15 protein-coding genes are annotated in these 17,187 nt (G+C 69.1%); 7 read left to right on the top strand and 8 right to left on the bottom strand.

From position 1 onward, the window contains the following. Positions 1-6: 6 nt before the first annotated feature. Genes ON33_RS21880 through ON33_RS21865 form a run of 4 tightly spaced genes read right to left on the bottom strand, consistent with a single transcriptional unit; the run spans position 7 to position 2,331 of the window. Complete coding sequence (locus tag ON33_RS21880) at positions 7-1,104, bottom strand: NAD(P)/FAD-dependent oxidoreductase (RefSeq protein ID WP_040860847.1); 1,098 nt, start codon at positions 1,102-1,104, stop codon at positions 7-9. Next, complete coding sequence (locus tag ON33_RS39850) at positions 1,101-1,427, bottom strand: MMPL family transporter (protein ID WP_373281054.1); 327 nt, start codon at positions 1,425-1,427, stop codon at positions 1,101-1,103. Before ON33_RS39850 ends, ON33_RS21880 begins: the two co-directional genes overlap by 4 nt. Positions 1,428-1,444: 17 nt before the next feature. Beyond that, complete coding sequence (locus ON33_RS43490; RefSeq protein WP_157184659.1) at positions 1,445-1,960, bottom strand: AMP-binding protein; 516 nt, start codon at positions 1,958-1,960, stop codon at positions 1,445-1,447. Then, a complete protein-coding gene (locus tag ON33_RS21865; protein WP_083869178.1) occupies positions 1,957-2,331 on the bottom strand; it encodes an acyl carrier protein in 375 nt (124 codons plus the stop codon). The genes ON33_RS43490 and ON33_RS21865 overlap by 4 nt, the downstream gene beginning before the upstream one ends. A gap of 347 nt (positions 2,332-2,678) precedes the next feature. Here ON33_RS21865 and ON33_RS21860 point away from each other — a divergent pair, with 347 nt between their 5' ends. The 5 genes from ON33_RS21860 to ON33_RS21840 all read left to right on the top strand — a co-directional run bounded on the left by ON33_RS21860 (position 2,679) and on the right by ON33_RS21840 (position 7,510). Further along, positions 2,679-3,899 (top strand): sensor histidine kinase, encoded by a 1,221-nt coding sequence (locus ON33_RS21860; RefSeq protein WP_040860843.1) that lies wholly within the window; start codon positions 2,679-2,681, stop codon positions 3,897-3,899. After that, positions 3,896-4,519 carry a response regulator gene (locus tag ON33_RS21855; protein ID WP_040860842.1) on the top strand — a complete coding sequence of 208 codons (624 nt, stop codon included), beginning with the start codon at positions 3,896-3,898 and terminating at the stop codon, positions 4,517-4,519. The genes ON33_RS21860 and ON33_RS21855 overlap by 4 nt, the downstream gene beginning before the upstream one ends. A 155-nt stretch (positions 4,520-4,674) precedes the next feature. Next, positions 4,675-5,169 carry a universal stress protein gene (locus ON33_RS21850; RefSeq protein WP_051152608.1) on the top strand — a complete coding sequence of 165 codons (495 nt, stop codon included), beginning with the start codon at positions 4,675-4,677 and terminating at the stop codon, positions 5,167-5,169. A gap of 218 nt (positions 5,170-5,387) precedes the next feature. Beyond that, on the top strand, positions 5,388-6,758 hold the full coding sequence (locus ON33_RS21845; protein WP_040860841.1) for a cutinase family protein: 1,371 nt from the start codon (positions 5,388-5,390) through the stop codon (positions 6,756-6,758). Between the two features lie 116 nt (positions 6,759-6,874). Next, a complete protein-coding gene (locus ON33_RS21840; protein WP_083869176.1) occupies positions 6,875-7,510 on the top strand; it encodes a TetR/AcrR family transcriptional regulator in 636 nt (211 codons plus the stop codon). A gap of 39 nt (positions 7,511-7,549) precedes the next feature. On the opposite strand, the gene ON33_RS21835 is transcribed toward ON33_RS21840, so the two are convergent. Together ON33_RS21835 and ON33_RS21830 are read right to left on the bottom strand one after the other, a co-directional pair. Continuing rightward, complete coding sequence (locus ON33_RS21835) at positions 7,550-8,806, bottom strand: L,D-transpeptidase (RefSeq protein WP_083869175.1); 1,257 nt, start codon at positions 8,804-8,806, stop codon at positions 7,550-7,552. A gap of 122 nt (positions 8,807-8,928) precedes the next feature. Further along, entirely contained in the window at positions 8,929-10,383 is a 1,455-nt protein-coding gene (locus ON33_RS21830) for a glycoside hydrolase family 183 protein (protein ID WP_051152639.1), read from the bottom strand. Between the two features lie 203 nt (positions 10,384-10,586). Here ON33_RS21830 and hrpB point away from each other — a divergent pair, with 203 nt between their 5' ends. Then, the gene (gene hrpB, locus ON33_RS21825; protein ID WP_174391554.1) at positions 10,587-13,034 is read left to right on the top strand and encodes an ATP-dependent helicase HrpB; all 2,448 of its coding nucleotides are present in this window, start codon (positions 10,587-10,589) and stop codon (positions 13,032-13,034) included. Positions 13,035-13,193: 159 nt separating this feature from the next. After that, positions 13,194-14,171 (top strand): quinone oxidoreductase family protein, encoded by a 978-nt coding sequence (locus ON33_RS21820; protein ID WP_040860974.1) that lies wholly within the window; start codon positions 13,194-13,196, stop codon positions 14,169-14,171. A gap of 11 nt (positions 14,172-14,182) precedes the next feature. Here ON33_RS21820 and ON33_RS21815 read toward each other — a convergent pair whose 3' ends face one another. Next, entirely contained in the window at positions 14,183-15,550 is a 1,368-nt protein-coding gene (locus tag ON33_RS21815) for a DUF2252 domain-containing protein (RefSeq protein ID WP_051152606.1), read from the bottom strand. Positions 15,551-15,559: 9 nt separating this feature from the next. Beyond that, entirely contained in the window at positions 15,560-17,131 is a 1,572-nt protein-coding gene (locus ON33_RS21810) for an FAD-dependent monooxygenase (RefSeq protein WP_040860838.1), read from the bottom strand. Positions 17,132-17,187: the final 56 nt, after the last annotated feature.

Below are 17,187 nucleotides of genomic sequence, written 5' to 3'. Positions count from 1 at the left end.
GATTCGTCACGACCTTTGCGTTCGAGTGCGCTTGCCGGGCAGCCACGCATAGGTCGCGGTGCGCGAGCCGAATTTCGCGTACCGGGAGATGTATTCCTTCGACACCGCGGCGATCCGGCCGCTGATGTAGAGCCAGCGGACCTGGCCGTCGCGGCTGCTGGCCTGTACCAGGCCATTCTTCCGGCCCAGGCTCAGGGCCTGGCCGGTGTAGCCCATCGAATACGGCTTCGGCTTCTTGTCCGCCAGGATCCGCGCGAGCGTGTCGGCCGCGTGGGCACCCTGCGGTGAGGCGGTGGCACAGCACAATCGGGCGCCCGGTACGGCCGCGCAGTCACCGATCACGAAGATCTGCTGATCGTCGACGCTGCGCAGATACTGGTCGACCACGGCGCGCCCCTCATCGTTGACCGTGAGTCCGCTGCTGGCGGCGAGATCGGGAATCCCGGACACCACGGCCCACAGGGTGAGGTCGGAGGCGAATTCGGTACCGGATTCGAGCCGGACCACGCCGCCCGGCTCGACCGCGGCGACCGAGCCGTTCACGATCGTGACGTTCAACTGTTCCAGCACCTGGTGGACCCGCCGGCGGGCACCGGCGGACAGACTCGCTCCGACCGTCTCGGCGACCAGGCGCACGCGCAGATCCGGCCGGGCCGCGGCCAGTTCGGAGGCTGTCTCGATGCCGGTCAGTCCACCACCGATGACGGTGACGGTCCCCGCGGCCGGTAGCGCGGCCAGGCACTCCCGAGCCCGGACCGCACCCTCCCAGGTGCCTACCGGCGTTGCGCCCGGGATCGGCGTGACCGTGCTGCCGACCGCGAGAAACAGGTATTCGTAGGAGAGGGTTTCGCCGTCGTCGAGTGTGACCACGCCGTCGCCGACCTTCCGCACGGAGCCGGTCCGGAGGGCGATGCCGTCGGAGAGCATCGCCGCGAGCGGTGTCGCCGCGGCGCCGGTGCCGGCGATCTCCTCGTGCAGGCGGACCCGCTCGATGAATTCCGATCGTGGGTTGACCACGGTTATCGCCACGTTCGGCGACTTCTTCTTCAACCGGTTCGCGGCGATTGTCCCCGCATAGCCGGCGCCAACTATCACAACGTTCACGATCGTCCTCCAACTGAATTTGCATCGATACGCTCGTCGCCGCTGCTGCGCTCGGAGTGCGGCACCGGATCCACGTCTCTGTCGAGGCCGAAGCGGCCATGGAATGCCCGCAGCGGCCGCGGCGCCCACCAGTTCGCAGGGCCCATCAATTTCATGAACGAGGGCATCAGCAGCATGCGAATCACTGTGGTATCGAGAATCACCGCCAGCGCCAGCCCCAGACCCAGCATGCGCATGATCGCGACCGAGGATGCCGTCAGTGCGGCGAAGACGATCGCCATCAGCAATGCCGCAGCCGTGACGACCCGGCCGGTCTGCCCGATTCCCAGGGCGACAGCGCCTACTGGATGAAGACCGGCTGGTCGTAGTCGAGGAACCGGGCCTCGACCGCGCGGTCGGCAGGCTCGGCGAGCACCTCGTCGAAGCCGGTGAACGTGGCTGCGCTGATGGTCTCGGGTCCGAGGCTGCCCAGGACGTCCGCCGCGCAGAATGCGGCCGCCGGCCGCAGCTGGGCGCAAATCGCCTCGATCTGCTCCCTATAGGTGCCGACATCGCTGCCGACTGCCCGTTCGGGCAGCGAAGCCAGCGTGACACCGGCGAGCCAGCACCCCATCAGCGTCGAGACCGCCTGGGCCGAGTTGTTCAGGACAACTGCCGCGATGTCGCCACGCCGGACGCCCCGATCGATCAGCTCGCGTGCCACCGAGCGGCCACCGGCCATCAACTCCGCTCGCGTGTAACTCCGGTAAGCGCCACTCTCCCAGAAATACAGTCGATGCTCGTAAGTGAGTGACGTTTCAAAAAGGCGAATCCAGAACTGGTCCGGACCTTGGGCTTCGACGTCGATCCTGTTCAAATTCTGATGCCTCGTTGTTCTTGGTGACAGGCAGAAAGGTCCACTGCTACAAGTAATTCGCCCACGGTTTGAACCGCAGCGAGCAGTGTGGAATCGAGGTCGATATCGAGCTCGTCCTCGATTCTCATGATAATTTCAGCGACCTGCAGGCTTGTCAGTCCCAGGTCTTCGATACGAGTGGTCTCAGAAATGTCGTAGTCAGGCGAGAGGCTCCCCTTGAGCCCTTCGTGAACCATGAGCCGGACATCGTCGATAGTAATCAAATCAGTAGCCATATCAATTTCGATCGAGCCCACCCCCCGGCTGAATTGAAGCCGTATTATCCATAGATTTATTCGCGCCATCAAAGGCGTAAACGAGTCGCCTTTCATCCCCCAATTACATGACTTGTTTCAGTGTCAATTTCCGGCGCCTAGCGGACTCTACACACGGCATTCGACCGACTGCAACTGTGACGAAGGTCACGCGATTCGCGTGACTAAAAGTTACCCTAAACTAGTACAGGTTCTACCTGGCGAACAATGCGCACTCGTTGCAATCTTTCGTGTATCCACGGATGAACAACCTGCCCAATCGGATGGGTTGAACCGAAATCTCACAATTCTGCAGGTGGGTCGGAGATATAGTGCCCGGCTATCGGTCGATCGACCGCTGACCCGGGCCGGGTGTCCACCGATCGGTGGACACCCGGGCCGTTCACCTCCGATAACCTCGAGGGATGAACGGTGCGCCGGTGATCGGTATCAAGGCCATGTACGGCCCACCGCCCGGACCCTGGTACCGGCTCTGGGGCGGGTTCGTCGTCGTCGGATGTTTCGTGGCCGACGTCGTCGTTTTCCTCATCCACAGCCAATCTCCAGCCCGTCAACTCGGTTCCTGCGCCATGTTGGCCGGCATCGTGGTCCTGACCCTGGTGTTCGGACAGGTCCGCGTCGGACGTGCCGAGTACTACTCGACACGCGAGTTGAACTGCCGAACAGCGGGATTCACGCTCGGCGTGGTGGCCCTGTTCGCCACCGCCATCTATCTCTCCGCCGGGGCGGCCGCCGCCCTTCCGGTGGTCTATTCGCTCATTTATCTGGAGTTGCCACTCAACGCCGCGCTCGCGATGGGTACTACGGTCAGCGCGATCATCCCTCTGACAGCCCTGGCGACCCAGGGGGTACACGGTTCGGATGTGCCACTGGCGCTGTCGATCTCGCTCCTGGGGTTGGTGCTCAGCCCCATGATCGGGAGCGCGATCGGGGTAGCGGTCGAACGCGGCGAACAGCAAGCGGTGCTGCTCGATGAGCTGGCGCAAAGCCGGGCGGAAACCGCCCGGCTGTCGCGTGTTGCGGGTCGATCGGACGAAAGAGCACGGCTGGCGCGGGAAATCCACGACACCTTGGCGCAGGGATTCACCAGCATCGTCACCCTCGCGCAGGCGGTCGAGTCGGAGGTCGATGCGCACCCGGAGGCCGCTCGCCGGCACATCGGACTCATCAGGGACACCGCGCGGGAGAATCTCGCCGAGGCGCGCTCGATGGTTGTCGAACTGACACCCTCGGTGCTGGCCGACGGCTCACTCGTCGATTCTGTTCGGCGCCAGGGTGACCGGCTTGCCGAAGGCGCCGGTATCGCGGTGACGGTCAATGCGGCCGAGGCGTTCCCCGTCCTCGACACCGCGAGTGAGGTGGTGCTGTTGCGGGTGGCGCAGGAGGCGTTCGCGAATGTGCGCAAGCACGCCGAGGCATCGACGGTGACCGTGGACATGCTGCGCACCGACACCGGGGTTCGACTGTCGGTGACCGACGATGGGACCGGATTCGCTTTCGACCGCATAACGACCGGCTTCGGTCTCCGTGGGATGCGGGAGCGGGCTGAGCAGGTTGGGGGCACGATGGCGGTGTCGAGTCGCCCGGGTCGCGGAACCACCGTGGAAATCGAGATTCCCGCATGATCACGGTGATGCTCGTCGATGACCATCCCATGGTTCGTGAGGGTCTGCGCGGCATGCTCCAAGCCGAGCCCGATCTGACCGTCGGTGGCGAAGCCGGTTCCGGCACCGAAGCCGTGGCGATGGCCGCGGTGGTGCGGCCGGACGTGGTGCTCATGGATTTGCGCATGCCCGGCGGCGATGGTGTGGAGGCGATCGGGCGGATCCTCTCGATTCTCCCCGAAACCAAGATCGTCGTGGTTACCACATACGAAACCGAGAGCGACATTCTGCGCGCGGTGGAGGCCGGCGCCTCGGGGTATCTCCTGAAGGACGCCTCGAGCCTCGAGCTGGCGAACGCGATCCGCACGGCGGCGCGGGGTGAGACCGTACTCGCGCCCACGGTCGCCGACCGTTTGGTCAACCGGTTGCGCCGACCCGCTCAGCCCACATTGTCGGCCCGCGAAGTGCAGGTGCTCGCCCGGGTGGCGTTGGGCGAGACGAACGCGGACATCGGCCGCGAACTGCATATCGGCGAAGCGACCGTGAAGACACATTTGTTGCGCATCTTCGGCAAGCTCGAGGTCTCCGACCGCACCGCGGCGGTGACCACCGCGATGGCGCGCGGCCTGCTCGGTAGCTGACGGCGTTGTCCACCGTTGGGTGGGCAACGAGTTCAACCGGCCGGTCGTCGCGGCGCCTGGGTGGTCTCGCGAAGAATGACTATATGACGCGAAATACGCTCTACGAGAACAGGTCTGGTCATCGAGAGCCGCCCGCGCCCGCGTCCGGACCCGTCGTGGTCGGTGTCGACGGTTCCGAACTCTCCGACGCGGCCGTCGACAGAGCGGCGAGTGTCGCCGTCATGACCGGGGCGCCGCTGGTGCTCGTCAGCGCCTACGACGTCCGGCGTCGTCGTGACCTCTGCGGCGCGGCCGACGTTCTGAAGCGCGAGGCCTACCTCATCCACGGCAGTACTCCGGTCGACGAGATCCTCCGGACCGCCGAGGAAAGGGCGGCAGCGTCTGGGGTTCATCGTATTGTCCGGCGTGCCGTACCCGGTCCACTCGCCAAAGCCATCCTCGGTGTCGCCGGTGCGACCGGTGCCGCGATGCTGGTTGTCGCCGATCATGACGCGGGGACCAGGAAAGGCCGGTGGCTGGGCACCCTATCCGGCGAGATCCGCCGCCACAGCCTGGTCGAGCTCCTCGTGGTCACCGCTGCGGCGGACGTCCTCGAACCGGTGCCGGCAGTCCGGCGCCGCTGGCTTCCGACCATCTCGACGGCCGGCTGACGAGAAGGCCCGGAACCGCCCTCTCTCCGGGGCCTTTTCGCTGTCCGCCTCCGGAGCTGGTGATCTACAACCGTGGGTTGTAGATCTGAAACGATTATGTGTCTGAAAAGCCTGCGAAACCGAACGGTTGTGGCGAGAATTGTCTATGACTGCGCAGCGGAACGTGCACCCCGCCGCCGCATCGCCCGAAACCCCATCGGCACCAGAGGAATTGGACAATGAGCAGGCTGGCGACAGCGTGCGCGGCGATCTTGGTTGCCGCGGGCGTCATGGTCGGGAACGCGGCGGTCGGCGATGCTCGGGCTGAGAAGCCCGGGGCGCGGCCCTGCACCCCGTATACGGCGATTCTCGCGCCGGGGACCTGGGAGACACGGTTCGATGCCGATCCGACCGTGCCGGTCGGCATGCTCCGGCCGATCGGGGATGGTCTGCAGCGGCAGTTCGGCAGTGACATCACGGTGCTGTACGCGCCCTATGCCGCAAGCGCGTTCGATCAGGGGCTGAGTTACGCGCAGTCGCTGAGCACGCTCGAAGCCCGGTTGCATCAGATGGCGAGCAGCCTGTGCAGTTCGACGCGGGTCTTCCTCGCCGGGTACAGCCAGGGGGCGGACGGGATCGGCGATTTCGCGACCGAGATCGGCAATGGCGAGGGGCCGATCAGCGCGGATCGGGTGGTCGGCGTCGGTCTGCTGGCGGATCCGCATCGCGATCCGAAAACCACGCTCTCGCTGGGCACTCCGCAACCCGGTCACGGGATCGCCGGAACGCGGGGACAGGATTTCGGCGCGCTGACCGATCGGGTGCGGACACTGTGCGCCGACGGCGATCTGTACTGCTCGCTCAATGCGGCCACGTCCCCGTTCCTTTCGGCGCTCGGCCGGGTGCTCAGTGGTGATCCCGCGATGATCTCGTCGCTGATTCCGGCGGGCACCGACCCCAGTACGCTGCTCGCGCAGGCCGTGAAGGTGGGTGCGGGCTGGGCGGCGACCGCGGCGAACCTGCCCACCATTCTGAAGAGCGTCGCCAATCTCCCCGATCTGATCCAGGCGGGCGATATCAGTGGCGCGCATCAGGTCGCGAGCGACCTCAATGTCGCTCTGGCCCCGATGGTTCAGGCCGCCGCGGGCGTGGACCTGCCGCTCATCGGCTCGGTCATCCGTGCGGCCGCCGCCATCGACCCGTCGGGCTGGACCGGCGCCGCCAGCGTCATCGCCGATGCCCTCACCCAGATCGACATTCTGAAGATCGCCGGGGATGTCGGCCGCATGCAGGAAACGCTGTGGCACGCAGTCGAATCCTTCACCCGCAACGACGGGGCCGCCGTCGCCGCCGCCCTGGCGACCCTCACCCCCGCCGGACTCGACCTGGCCGGCTCCGTGATCGGCCCCTTCACCAACGCCGTCCGCGGTGACCTGCGGGTCGCCGCGCAGACCCTGCTCAGCATCGGCGGCCCCGAGAGCATCAACGACCTGCTGGAGCTGAGCCGGCAAGGCGTCGACATGGCCACCTTCTACGCCTCGAACGCCCACGTCGACTACGGCGACGACGCCCAGATCCTGCTGAACTTCCTGGGCTCCCTGGCCTCCTGACCGCGCGCCCGCCCCAGCCCCGGAACCACTGGTTCCGGGGCTGCGTCGCGTTGGGGCGGGCTAGGATCCGAAAACGTATGGCCCGGTGGGGAGCCGGACCTGAGGGGGAGTGAATCATGGGGACCACGACCGAGATATCCGTGCCTGTGATCGGCCGCAGGGAGCGGAACAGGCAGCGGGTCCGAGCCCGGATGTACACGTCGGCGCTGGAGCTGTTCGCGGAAAAGGGTTACGAGGCAACGACTATCGAGGAGATCGCGGAACGCGCCGACGTTTCGCGCGGCACCTTCTTCAACCACTTTCCGCGCAAGGAAGACCTCATCACCGAGTGGGCCGAGGACCGCCGCCGCACGCTGATGGACCGGATGGAGCAGCGGCTCGGTAGCGAGACGGAGGACACCGGCGTCCTGCTGCACCTGTGCATGGACGGTCTCGCCCAGCTCGGCGAGGCGCACCGCGGAGTCACCAGGATCATGCTGACGGCATGGGTGAAGATGGGCCGCCCCCTCACCGAAGAGCCCTACACCGCTGAGGTTTTCGCGCGGATCGTTCAGATCGGCATCCGCCGCGGCGACATCGATTCCCGGGTGGATCCGATTCTCGTCGGCAACCTCCTGCGTGACGCTTACCTCGGCGTTCTGTACCGCTGGGCCCGCCGCCCGACCGGCCACGGGCAGATCGCCGCCGAACTGCGCGAACTGGTCGCGGTCATTCTCCGGGGCGTTCTCACCCGCACCGACACGACGGACTGAAGCCCGAGCCCGTCGGCTCGCCCCGGGCGCAATAACCCGTCAGGCCAGCGCGCTACCGCGCTGCCAATCCGGCCAGAGGATGGTCCAGTCGCCGCCCTGCCAGATGTCGAGCGGATCGCCGCCGGTATTGCGGACCTCGACCACATCGCCCGGATTGGCGAAGTCGAAGAACCAGGCGGCGTTGCCGGGACTGAGGTTGAGGCAGCCGTGGGAGACGTTCGTATTGCCCTGCGCCCAGACCGTGGAGGCGAGTTCGTGCAGGTAGATGCCGTCGTGGCTGATACGGACGGCATTGTTGATGTTCTCGCGGTAGCCGAGGCCCGAGTCGACGGGCAGGCCGTAGCTCGAGGAGTCCATGCTGACGACGGTCTTCTTGTCGAGCACGGTGTAGACCCCGGGATGGGTCCAGAACGACAGCACCCGGCCGCCCACCACGGCGGTGCCGCCCCGTCCCATGGAGGTGGGCATGGTGCGGATCAGGTTGCCGTTCTCGTACACCTCGATCTGCTTGGTGTTGTCGTCGGCGATGGACACGTGCGCGGGACCGATCACGACCGACACCCGCTGATCGTCCCCGCCGTACACCCCGTCGCCGAGCCGAGTGCCGAACACGTTCGCCGTCAGCGTGATTCGGGTGCCGGGGGTGTGATACAGCTCGGGCCGCCAGTGCGCGTTGTGGTCGTCGAGCCAGTACCAGACGCCCTGCACGGGCGGCTCGGTGGTGACCTGGAGGGTGCGTTCCGCGGCGGCGCGGTCCACGGCCGCGTCGAAGTGCGCGACCAGGACCAGGCCCACGCCGTAGGTTTCGCCGTCCTCGAGATCGTTCAGATTGTTCGAGCGCAGTGAGACATTCGCCAGCGTCTGGGGCTGGATCGTGGTGAAGACGCCGGTGACGGTGACGTCCCCGGTCCGCCCGTTGGCCACCGCGGTGGCCGTATAGGTGTGGCCGTAGCCGAGCGGTTCGGCGGCGATCCAGGCGCTGCCGTCCGGCGACAGCGTGCCCGGCAGCGCCCGTCCGGTCTCATCGATCCAGCTGACCGAGGTCAATGTGCCATCGGCCGCGTCGACCCGGGGACGCTGGCGTGGGCCCAGCTGACGCCCGTCACCCGGCACCGGAAGCGTGATCCGCGCGGGCCGGGCGTCGGGCGGCAGCCGTCCCGCGCCCGGGCTCACCGCGCTGCCCGCGACCAGCAGCCCGCTCAGCCCCACAATTCCGCCCAGCACCTCACGCCGCCGCAGCCCCAACGCCCCACTCCCTTCGACCCGAGCCCACCCGCGACTCGATCGCCCCAGCATCACGGCCGCTTGTCCGGGTCCTCGCGACGCCACACCCGCCGCCACCGATCCGAGGCACAACCGACACCTCACGGCAACCGAGCCGGGATGTTCGGCCGGCGGGCCACGTCAGCCGCGCGGTGTCACTTCAGCTTCGCGTGCATGAGGTAGACGTTGTAGCTGTTCCAGGTGGAGATGGTGAAGTAGAGGTCCTTGCCGGTCGACCACGGGTGGATGAAACCCCCGTAGGCGGTGGGGTAGTCGTCGGTGCTGAGCAGCGGGGTCGGATCCGACCACGCGCCCTGGGGTTCGGCGGCGGTGCGCAGGACGATCTGGTTGCGGGTGACGTCGAGGTAGACCATCCGCCACTGGTTCGACTCGGGGTCGAAGTGGATGGACAGTTCGCTGGCCGTGCCGGAAACCAGTGGGGTGGCGAGCAATTCGTTGGCGCCGTCGGCGGCGGTCCAGGTGCCGTCGATCCAGTACTGGTAGGCGGATTTGTTGAGCACCTGGTCGGCGGGGACGCGGGCGAGGCCGATGACTCCGAGCCGGCCGTTGGGGGTGCCGAACATGTAGACGTAGTCGCCGTGCGGAACCATGGTGGCGACCTGGAAGCGGCCCACCCCGAACAGGTTGTCCCAGCGGGCCCACTGCGATTTGGTCCAGGTGCGGCCGTTGTCGTCGGACCAGGCGATGCCACCGAGATTGGTCGACCACATGCCCGGGATCTTGGACCAGTGATTGACCGACATGTAGGTCAGGTACTGGCGGTCTCCGATCGCGAATCCCGAGGTGGGGATGGTGGTGGTCTCGAAGTTCTTGATCTTGCGGCTGTCGAGCAGCTCGGTGGCATGGCAGCGGCTGTTCTGCACGAAGTCGTCGAGGACCAGCCCTTGCGACAGATCGCGAGTGCTGCTGTAGGCCAGCACATTGCTGCGCCAGTCCTGCTGGTCGGTGCCGGCGCCGGTGGGCTTCCAGCCCTTGCCGAAGGTGTCGCCGAACACGACGGCGACCTGGCCGGGCTTGGTTTCCCACATGAGCCCGAGATCGGTGCCGTCGACGGACCAGCGCATATCGGTGCGATTGACCGAGCCCTGCCCGGTGACCTGGTTGACCAGCTGGACCGAATCCACCTGCGGCGCGGCCACCGCCGCGACCGCGGGCGCCGGTGCGGCAGGCTGCACGGCGGCGGTGGGCGCGGCCTGAGGTTCGGGCGGTTCGCCGCCCGGCACCACGATCGGGATGGGTTCCGGCTCGGGGGTGATCTCGATCTGCGGTATCGACGCGCTGCCGCCGCCGGGCTGATTCGCCGGGGCCGGAGCGGTATCGCGGATGTCCGGGCACGGGTTGGCGCACGGATCGGCGGGCAGCGCGACCGGATCCACGCGGGTGCTGTCGGGTTTGGGGCCGGGCACCTGGACGGTCACGATCTGCGGTGCCGGAACCGGGACCTTGATGGTCTGGTTGGCCTGCGGCGGCGTGCCCTTCGGGTCCGCCTGGCGATTCAGCGGGTCGAATCCGGTTTCGCCGCAGCTGTTCACCGGTGCGGGCGCCCACGGATGCGGCGCGGCCCCGGCGGGAGTCGCGGGTAGCAGCATCGCGCCCAGCGCGACGACGCCCGAGAGGACGGGCGCCGCAGGGAATCCGGAATGGAAAGGCCAGCGGCGGGATCGAATTCCCATGTGGTGTGCGGCTCCTCACCCAAGATCGACTGGACCACCCTAGTCCGGTTCCGCCCGCGACGCGTGGCGACACGAACCGGTCGCGGTACCGGTAATTCGAGACGGCAGACTGATCGGTAATGAAACTGCCTGATCTTCCCGACCTGCCGGTACGCCCCGCTCTCGACGAGATCGCGGGCACCCTGGGCGAGCGCGGGACCGCCGTGCTGGTGGCGCCGCCGGGAACCGGCAAGACGACGCTGGTGCCGCTGGCCTTGGCCGCGAACACCGCTGGGCGCGTGGTGGTGGCGGAGCCGCGCCGGCTGGCGGCGCGAGCGGCGGCGGCGCGGATGGCGGCGCTGCTGGGGGAACGGGTCGGGGAGACCGTCGGGTACTCGGTGCGCGGGGACCGCAAGGTGGGGACCGGGACCCGGATCGAGGTGGTGACCTCCGGGCTGCTGGTCCGGCGGCTGCAGAACGATCCGGAGCTGACCGGCGTCGACGTGGTGGTGCTCGACGAATGCCACGAGCGCCACCTGGACGCGGATCTGCTGCTGGCCCTGCTGCTGGACGCCCGCGCCGGACTGCGGCCGGACCTGCGCGTGCTCGCGACCTCGGCGACCGTTGCGGCGGACCGGCTTTCGGTTTTGCTGGGCGGGGAGGGGGAGCCTGCCGCACCGGTACTCGAGGTGAAGGGCCGGGCGTACCCGGTCGAGATGGAGTACATCCCGGCCGCCGCCCGGGAACGCATCGAGCAGCAGGTGGCGCGGGTGACGCGCCTGGCTTTGACCGGCAGTACGGGTGACGTCCTGGTCTTCCTGCCCGGGGCGGGGGAGATCCGGCGGACCGCCGACCTGTTGTCGGGCCTGCCCGACGTCGACGTGCTGCCCTTGCACGGCAGGCTGTCCGCCGCGGCTCAGGATGCGGCCCTGCGTCCGGGCGCGCGGCGGCGGGTCGTGTTGTCCACGGCGGTGGCCGAATCCAGTCTGACCGTGCCGGGGGTGCGAGCGGTGGTCGATTCCGGCCTGGCGCGGGTACCGCGCATCGATCATCGGCGCGGGCTGTCCGGGCTTGCGACCGTGCGGGTTTCGGCCGCGGTCGCCGAGCAGCGGGCCGGGCGGGCGGGCCGCGAGGGTCCGGGCTGGGCGTGGCGGTGCTGGCCGGAATACGAGCACGCGACCCTGCCCGCGTATCCGGAGCCCGAGATCCGCACGGCCGACCTGACCCGGCTCGCCTTGGAATTGGCGTGCTGGGGCACCGTCGACGGCCAGGGACTGGCCTGGTGGGACGCCCCACCGGCGGGCGGCCTGGCGGCGGGGCGGGCGGTGCTGCGAGCACTCGGCGCGGTGGACGACGGTGGGACGGTGACGGATCGGGGCCGGCGGATGGCGGCCGTCGGATTGCATCCGCGCCTGGCCCGCGCCCTGCTGGACGGGGCGAGCGAGGTGGGGGCGCGGGCGGCCGCCGAGGTGGTCGCACTGCTCGATGACGATTCGCTCGCTCCCGGCGTCGATCTGGCCGCTGCCCTGCGTAACCTGCGTGGCGAACGGCCCGCGCGCTGGCAGCGGGAGGCCCAGCGGCTCGCGAAACTCGTCGCGGGCAACGGCGTCGACGACCCGGCTCTCGTTGCGGCACTGGCCTATCCGGAACGCCTGGCCCGACGCCGCGCGCCCGGTTCGGCCAGCTATCTGATGGCCGGCGGCACCGCGGTCAGCCTGCCGCCGGGCAGTGGGCTCGGCGATGCCGAGTGGCTGGCCATCGCGGTGGCCGGGCGTGATCCGGGCCGGTCCGAGGGGCGAATCAGGCTGGCCGCCAAGGCCGATGAGCAGCTCGCCCGGCAGGCGGCCGCGAACCTCCTGGAGACCGCCGACGAGGTCGAGTGGGCCGACGGTGATCTGGTGGCCCGCCGCGTGCAGCGCCTCGGTGCGATCGTGCTGTCGGAGCGGCCGCTCCGAGATCCGGATCCGAGCCTGGTGTCCGCCGCCCTGCTTCGGGGTCTGCGCGCCACCGGCCTGGACCTGCTGCGCTGGGACGAGGACGCCCGCGGTCTGCGGCAGCGCCTCGGCTTCCTGCACCGCACCCTCGGCGCGCCCTGGCCCGCCGTCGACGACGAAACCCTGCTGGCCGAGGCCGAAACTTGGCTCGCCCCTGAGCTTTCCAGCGCCCGCCGCCGCACCGACCTGGAGCGTGCCGACGCCGGTCAGGCGTTGCGCCGGCTGCTCCCGTGGCCCGAGGCCGCCCGCCTGGACGAGCTCGCCCCGGAACGTCTGGAGGTCCCTTCCGGCAGCCGCGTCCGCCTCGATTACTCGGTCGACCCGCCGGTGCTCGCGGTCAAGGTGCAGGAGATCTTCGGCTGGACCGAGCCGCCCCGACTGGCCGGCGGCCGCGTCACCATCCTGCTGCACCTGCTGTCCCCCGCCCAGCGCCCGGTGGCCGTCACCGCCGACCTGCCGTCCTTCTGGCGCACCGGCTGGCCCCAGGTCCGCGCCGACCTGCGCGGCCGCTACCCGAAACACTCCTGGCCCGAGGACCCCACCACGGTCACCGCCCACCGCGGCACCGCCCGCAACGCCAATCGCCTTGGCTGACAAGGCCGGTGCCGTGCCGCCCCGGGTGGCGGAAGTGGGCGGCGGGCGGCAGCATGCGGAATAGCCGGCGAGGGCCTGGTGCTGCAAGGCGGTGCGTCCGGCGTTCGGATGATGTGGTTCGACCCGCCCGGTGAGCGGGCGGAGAGGGAGTGTGGCGGCATGCGTGCGATTCGATTCGACGAATTCGGTGGGCCGGAGGTACTGCGGTCGGTGGAGCTCGAGGTGCCGGAGCCGGGTCCCGGGCAGGTGTCCGTCGACGTGGCCTATGTCGGAGTGAATTTCGCCGATCTGCAGGCGCGGGCCGTGGGCTATCGGGTGCCGGGGCTGCCGTTCGTGCCCGGCCTGGAACTGTCCGGGCGGGTGCGGGCCGTGGGCGAGGGCGTCGAGGGCTTGGCGGTCGGTCAGCCGGTGGCCGCCATCACCGACGGCGGCGCGTATGCCGATGTCGCGGTCGTCTCGGCGGCGACGGTGTTCCCGGTGCCGGAGGGCGTCGATCTGCGCACCGCCGCAACGCTTCCCACGGTCCTGCCGACCGCGTACGCGCTGGTGCACACCGTCGGCCGCCTGCAGCCGGGCGAGACCGTGCTGGTGCAGGCCGCGGCGGGCGGCGTCGGTACGGTGGTCGCCCAGATCGCCAAGCTCGCCGGGGCGGGCGCGGTGTACGGCGTGGTGTCCAGTCCGGCCAAGGCCGAGTATGCCCGCGAATACGGTTATGACGCGGCGTTTCTGAACGAATCCTTCGACACCGATGTCGCGGCTGCCACCGGCGGCCGCGGCGTGGATCTCGCGCTGGAGTCCATCGGTGGCGACACCCTGCGCCGGACCCTGGACTCGCTGGCCCGCTTCGGCCGGCTGGTCTCCTTCGGCAATGCGGGCGGCGCGGGCCCGTGGCAGATCGGCGCGCCCGACCTCTACCCGCAGGGCCGCTCGGTCGCCGGGTTCTCCATTCTCGGCCTGAGCGTCGCGGCCCCGGACGTGCTGCACGAGATCGCCGCGCACGCTTTCGATCTGGCCACCTCCGGCAAGGTGCGGCTCCCCATCACCGCCGAGTTCCCGCTCGCCGAGGCCGCGGACGCGCACCGGCTGATGGCGGGCCGCTCCTCGACCGGCAAGCTCGTGATCGCCGTCAACCCCTGACCGGGCTGGTCCTACCCGCCGTTCTCGGCCGCCTTGACGCGTCCGGAATCAATTGCGGCGAGCAGGGATTCGTGATCGGCCGCCGTCTGATCGGCGTAGGCCAGCGCGAATTCGCCCATGGCCTGGTCGAAGACGTCGTTGCCGCCGAGGTATGCCGCGATGGCCGCCCTGTCGCCGGACCGCGCGTGTCCGCGCGCCAGGGTGTGCCCGCACAGCGCCGCGTACTGCCGCAGCCGGTCCACGGACATCTCGGCGATCACCACGGAGCCCTTCATGTCCCTGAGCTGCCGCCAGTAGTAGAAAAGCCCGTCCGGTCCCGTCGCCCAGCCCAGGAAGATGTCACCCGCCGACTGGGTGAGCCGCTGCCCGTGCACGACCCGGTGCCCCTGATGCGCGAACCGACTGCTCCGCAGGTGCGCGGCCAGCACCGAATGCTCGGCCTGCTTCACCTGGAGGAAGAGCGGATCGCCGGTATTGCGCCCGGTCAGCAGCGCGATGAAGCACCGGGTGCCGACACTGCCGACGCCCACGACCTTCACGGCGATGTCGCGTAATTCGTAGCGGTCCAACAGCACCCGGCGCTCCTCGGGCAGCGTGTCCCGGTAGTCGGAGAGCACCGAGAGCAGTTCGGCGTGCTGCTCTTTCGGCACGGGCCGCAGCAGGGGCGGCTCGGCCTTGATGCGCGGCGCGCCGTCGGGCCCGGGTTCGGTGAGCTTGTCCAGTGCGTGCAGGCTGGTGCGCGCCCGCGCCCGGGTGATCACCTTGTCGGTCCGTTTGCGGTCGGCCGGGCCGAGCAGCTGGGCCACCTGCTCGGCGTCGACCTTCTCGTACCAGACCTCGGTCTCGCCGAGCCCCGCCAGCCGGACCATGGTCTCGCGGTAGGCCCGCGCCGCCGCGACCGCCGCCCCGCTCGCGTCGGCGTCGTCATGCCCATTGGCCCGGACCGCCACCGCCACACTGGCCGTCAGCCGCTTCACATCCCACTCGAACGGACCGGGCAGGGTCTCGTCGAAGTCGTTGACATCGAACACGAGTGATCGTTCCGGCGAGGCGAACACCCCGAAGTTCGACAGGTGCGCGTCCCCGCACAGCTGCACGTGCAGCCCGGTGTGCGGTCCGCTCGCGAGATCGGCCGCCATGATCGCCGGGGCACCGCGATAGAACGGGAACTGCCCGGCCGCCATCCGCGCGTATCGGATCGGCACCAGCTCGGGCAGCCGGGTAGCGGCTTGCCTTTCCAGCACCGCCACCGGATCTGGTCGATCGGCCGGTGGCTGCCACTCGCCCAGCGACCTGCGCGGCACTCGCTTCCGCGCGGCCCGCCCGGCCTCCGCCGCTCCGATACCGCCCGCCGCCGACCCCGCCGCCGATGTCGCCATGGGAGGACTCTAGTTCGGCCGCACGTCGATTCCCAGGACCCGCGGCCCGCCGAACCACCGGTGCAGCGCGGTCCGGAGGCTCTCCCGCGCGGCCGGGGTGATGTCATCCGCCGCCCAGGCCACGTATCCGTCCGGGCGGATCAGCAGCGCGGCGGCCGGAGGTTCGGCGGCCGTGGCGACGATGGGCGTGACGCGGTCGGTCCAACCGTCCACGGCCGCAATCGGATCGAGAGCGGCGTCGAAGCTGAGCAGCACCGGACGGGCGCCCCGCTGGAGTTCGGCGATCCGGTTTGCGCCACTGGCTGTTTCGATGGCGCAATCGGGGAAGAAGTAGCCGGACAGCCGATGATCGTCACCGACGTCGTAGCGATTGTCCGCGCCCGCCAGCAACCCGGCGATATGCGAGGCCGCCTCCGGCAGCTGCAGCAGCTCGCCGAAAAGCTGCCGGAGGGCGGTGATTTCCGGCCCGGGAGAGACCAGTGCCGCCTGGGAGAGCGAGTACATCACCACGCGTTCGGCCACCGGGTGTCGTTCGGCCTCGTAGGTGTCGAGCAGCCCCTCGGGCGCCCACCCCTGGATTTCGGCCGCGAGCTTCCAGCCCAGGTTGACGGTGTCCTGCAAACCGAGATTCAGCCCGGGCCCGCCCATGGCCGAATGAACGTGCGCGGCATCGCCGAGCAGCAGGACGGGTCCCTGCCGGTAATGCTCCGCCACCCGGGTGTTCTGGCCGACCGTGCGGCGCAGGGTGTGCGGGCCCGGGCCGGTCGGCGGTGTGATGGGCAGCGGGACGCCGAGGACGCGTTCGGCACTGTCGCGCAGTTCGTCGAAGGTCAGGGGTTCGTCGTCGGAGAACCGTTCGCCGCCTTGGAATTCCATGGTGCCGATGATCGGCCGCCCCGGATCGAGTTCGGCGAAGATGAACATGCCGCGTTCGAGCCGGTGATGGCCGAGCCCGAAACGGCCCGCCCCGGGAATATCGATGGCGCCGTCCCCGGCGCGGAACTCGTCGGGCAGGGTGGCGTGGCCGACTCGGCTGACGTGCGCGTCGGAGGTGATACCCGGGAAGTCGATCCCGATCCGCTTGCGCACCAGGCTCCTTCCGCCGTCCGCCGCGACCAGGTAGCGGGCGGTCAGCCGGTAGGGCCCGTCGGGTGCGGTCACCGAGACCGTGACCTGGTCGTCGCCGGGCTCGAGGTCGGTCAGTGCGTGGCCCCAGCGCAGGTCGACGCCGAGGTCGACGGCGTGCTTGGTGAGAATCTCCACCATCTCCGGCTGCGGTTTGAAGACGAGGTGCACCGGATTCGGTTGTACGGCAGTGAGATCCAGGGGCATGCCGCCGAAGATGTAGCGCGGCACCGGGGCCGGTGCGCCCGGACTGCCGCTGAACGCGCCGTAGAGCCCGCGCATATCGAGGACCCGGACCACCTGTCCGGCCAGGCCGTTGGCCTTCGGTTCGGGGCTGGGCGCGGGGAGCCGGTCCAGCACGATGGGGCGGAGGCCGGCGAGCGCGAGTTCGCAGGCGAGCATCAGGCCGTTCGGCCCGGCTCCGGCAATGACGATGTCGACTTTGTTTTCGGGCATGGCAAATAAACCTCTTGTCGTTGAGGGTATTTGGCGGAACCGGCGCGAGCGGTGCT

This window comes from Nocardia niigatensis NBRC 100131 (assembly GCF_000308655.1).
GTDB lineage: Bacteria > Actinomycetota > Actinomycetes > Mycobacteriales > Mycobacteriaceae > Nocardia > Nocardia niigatensis.
This window is presented reverse-complemented; position numbering and strand designations above follow the sequence as displayed.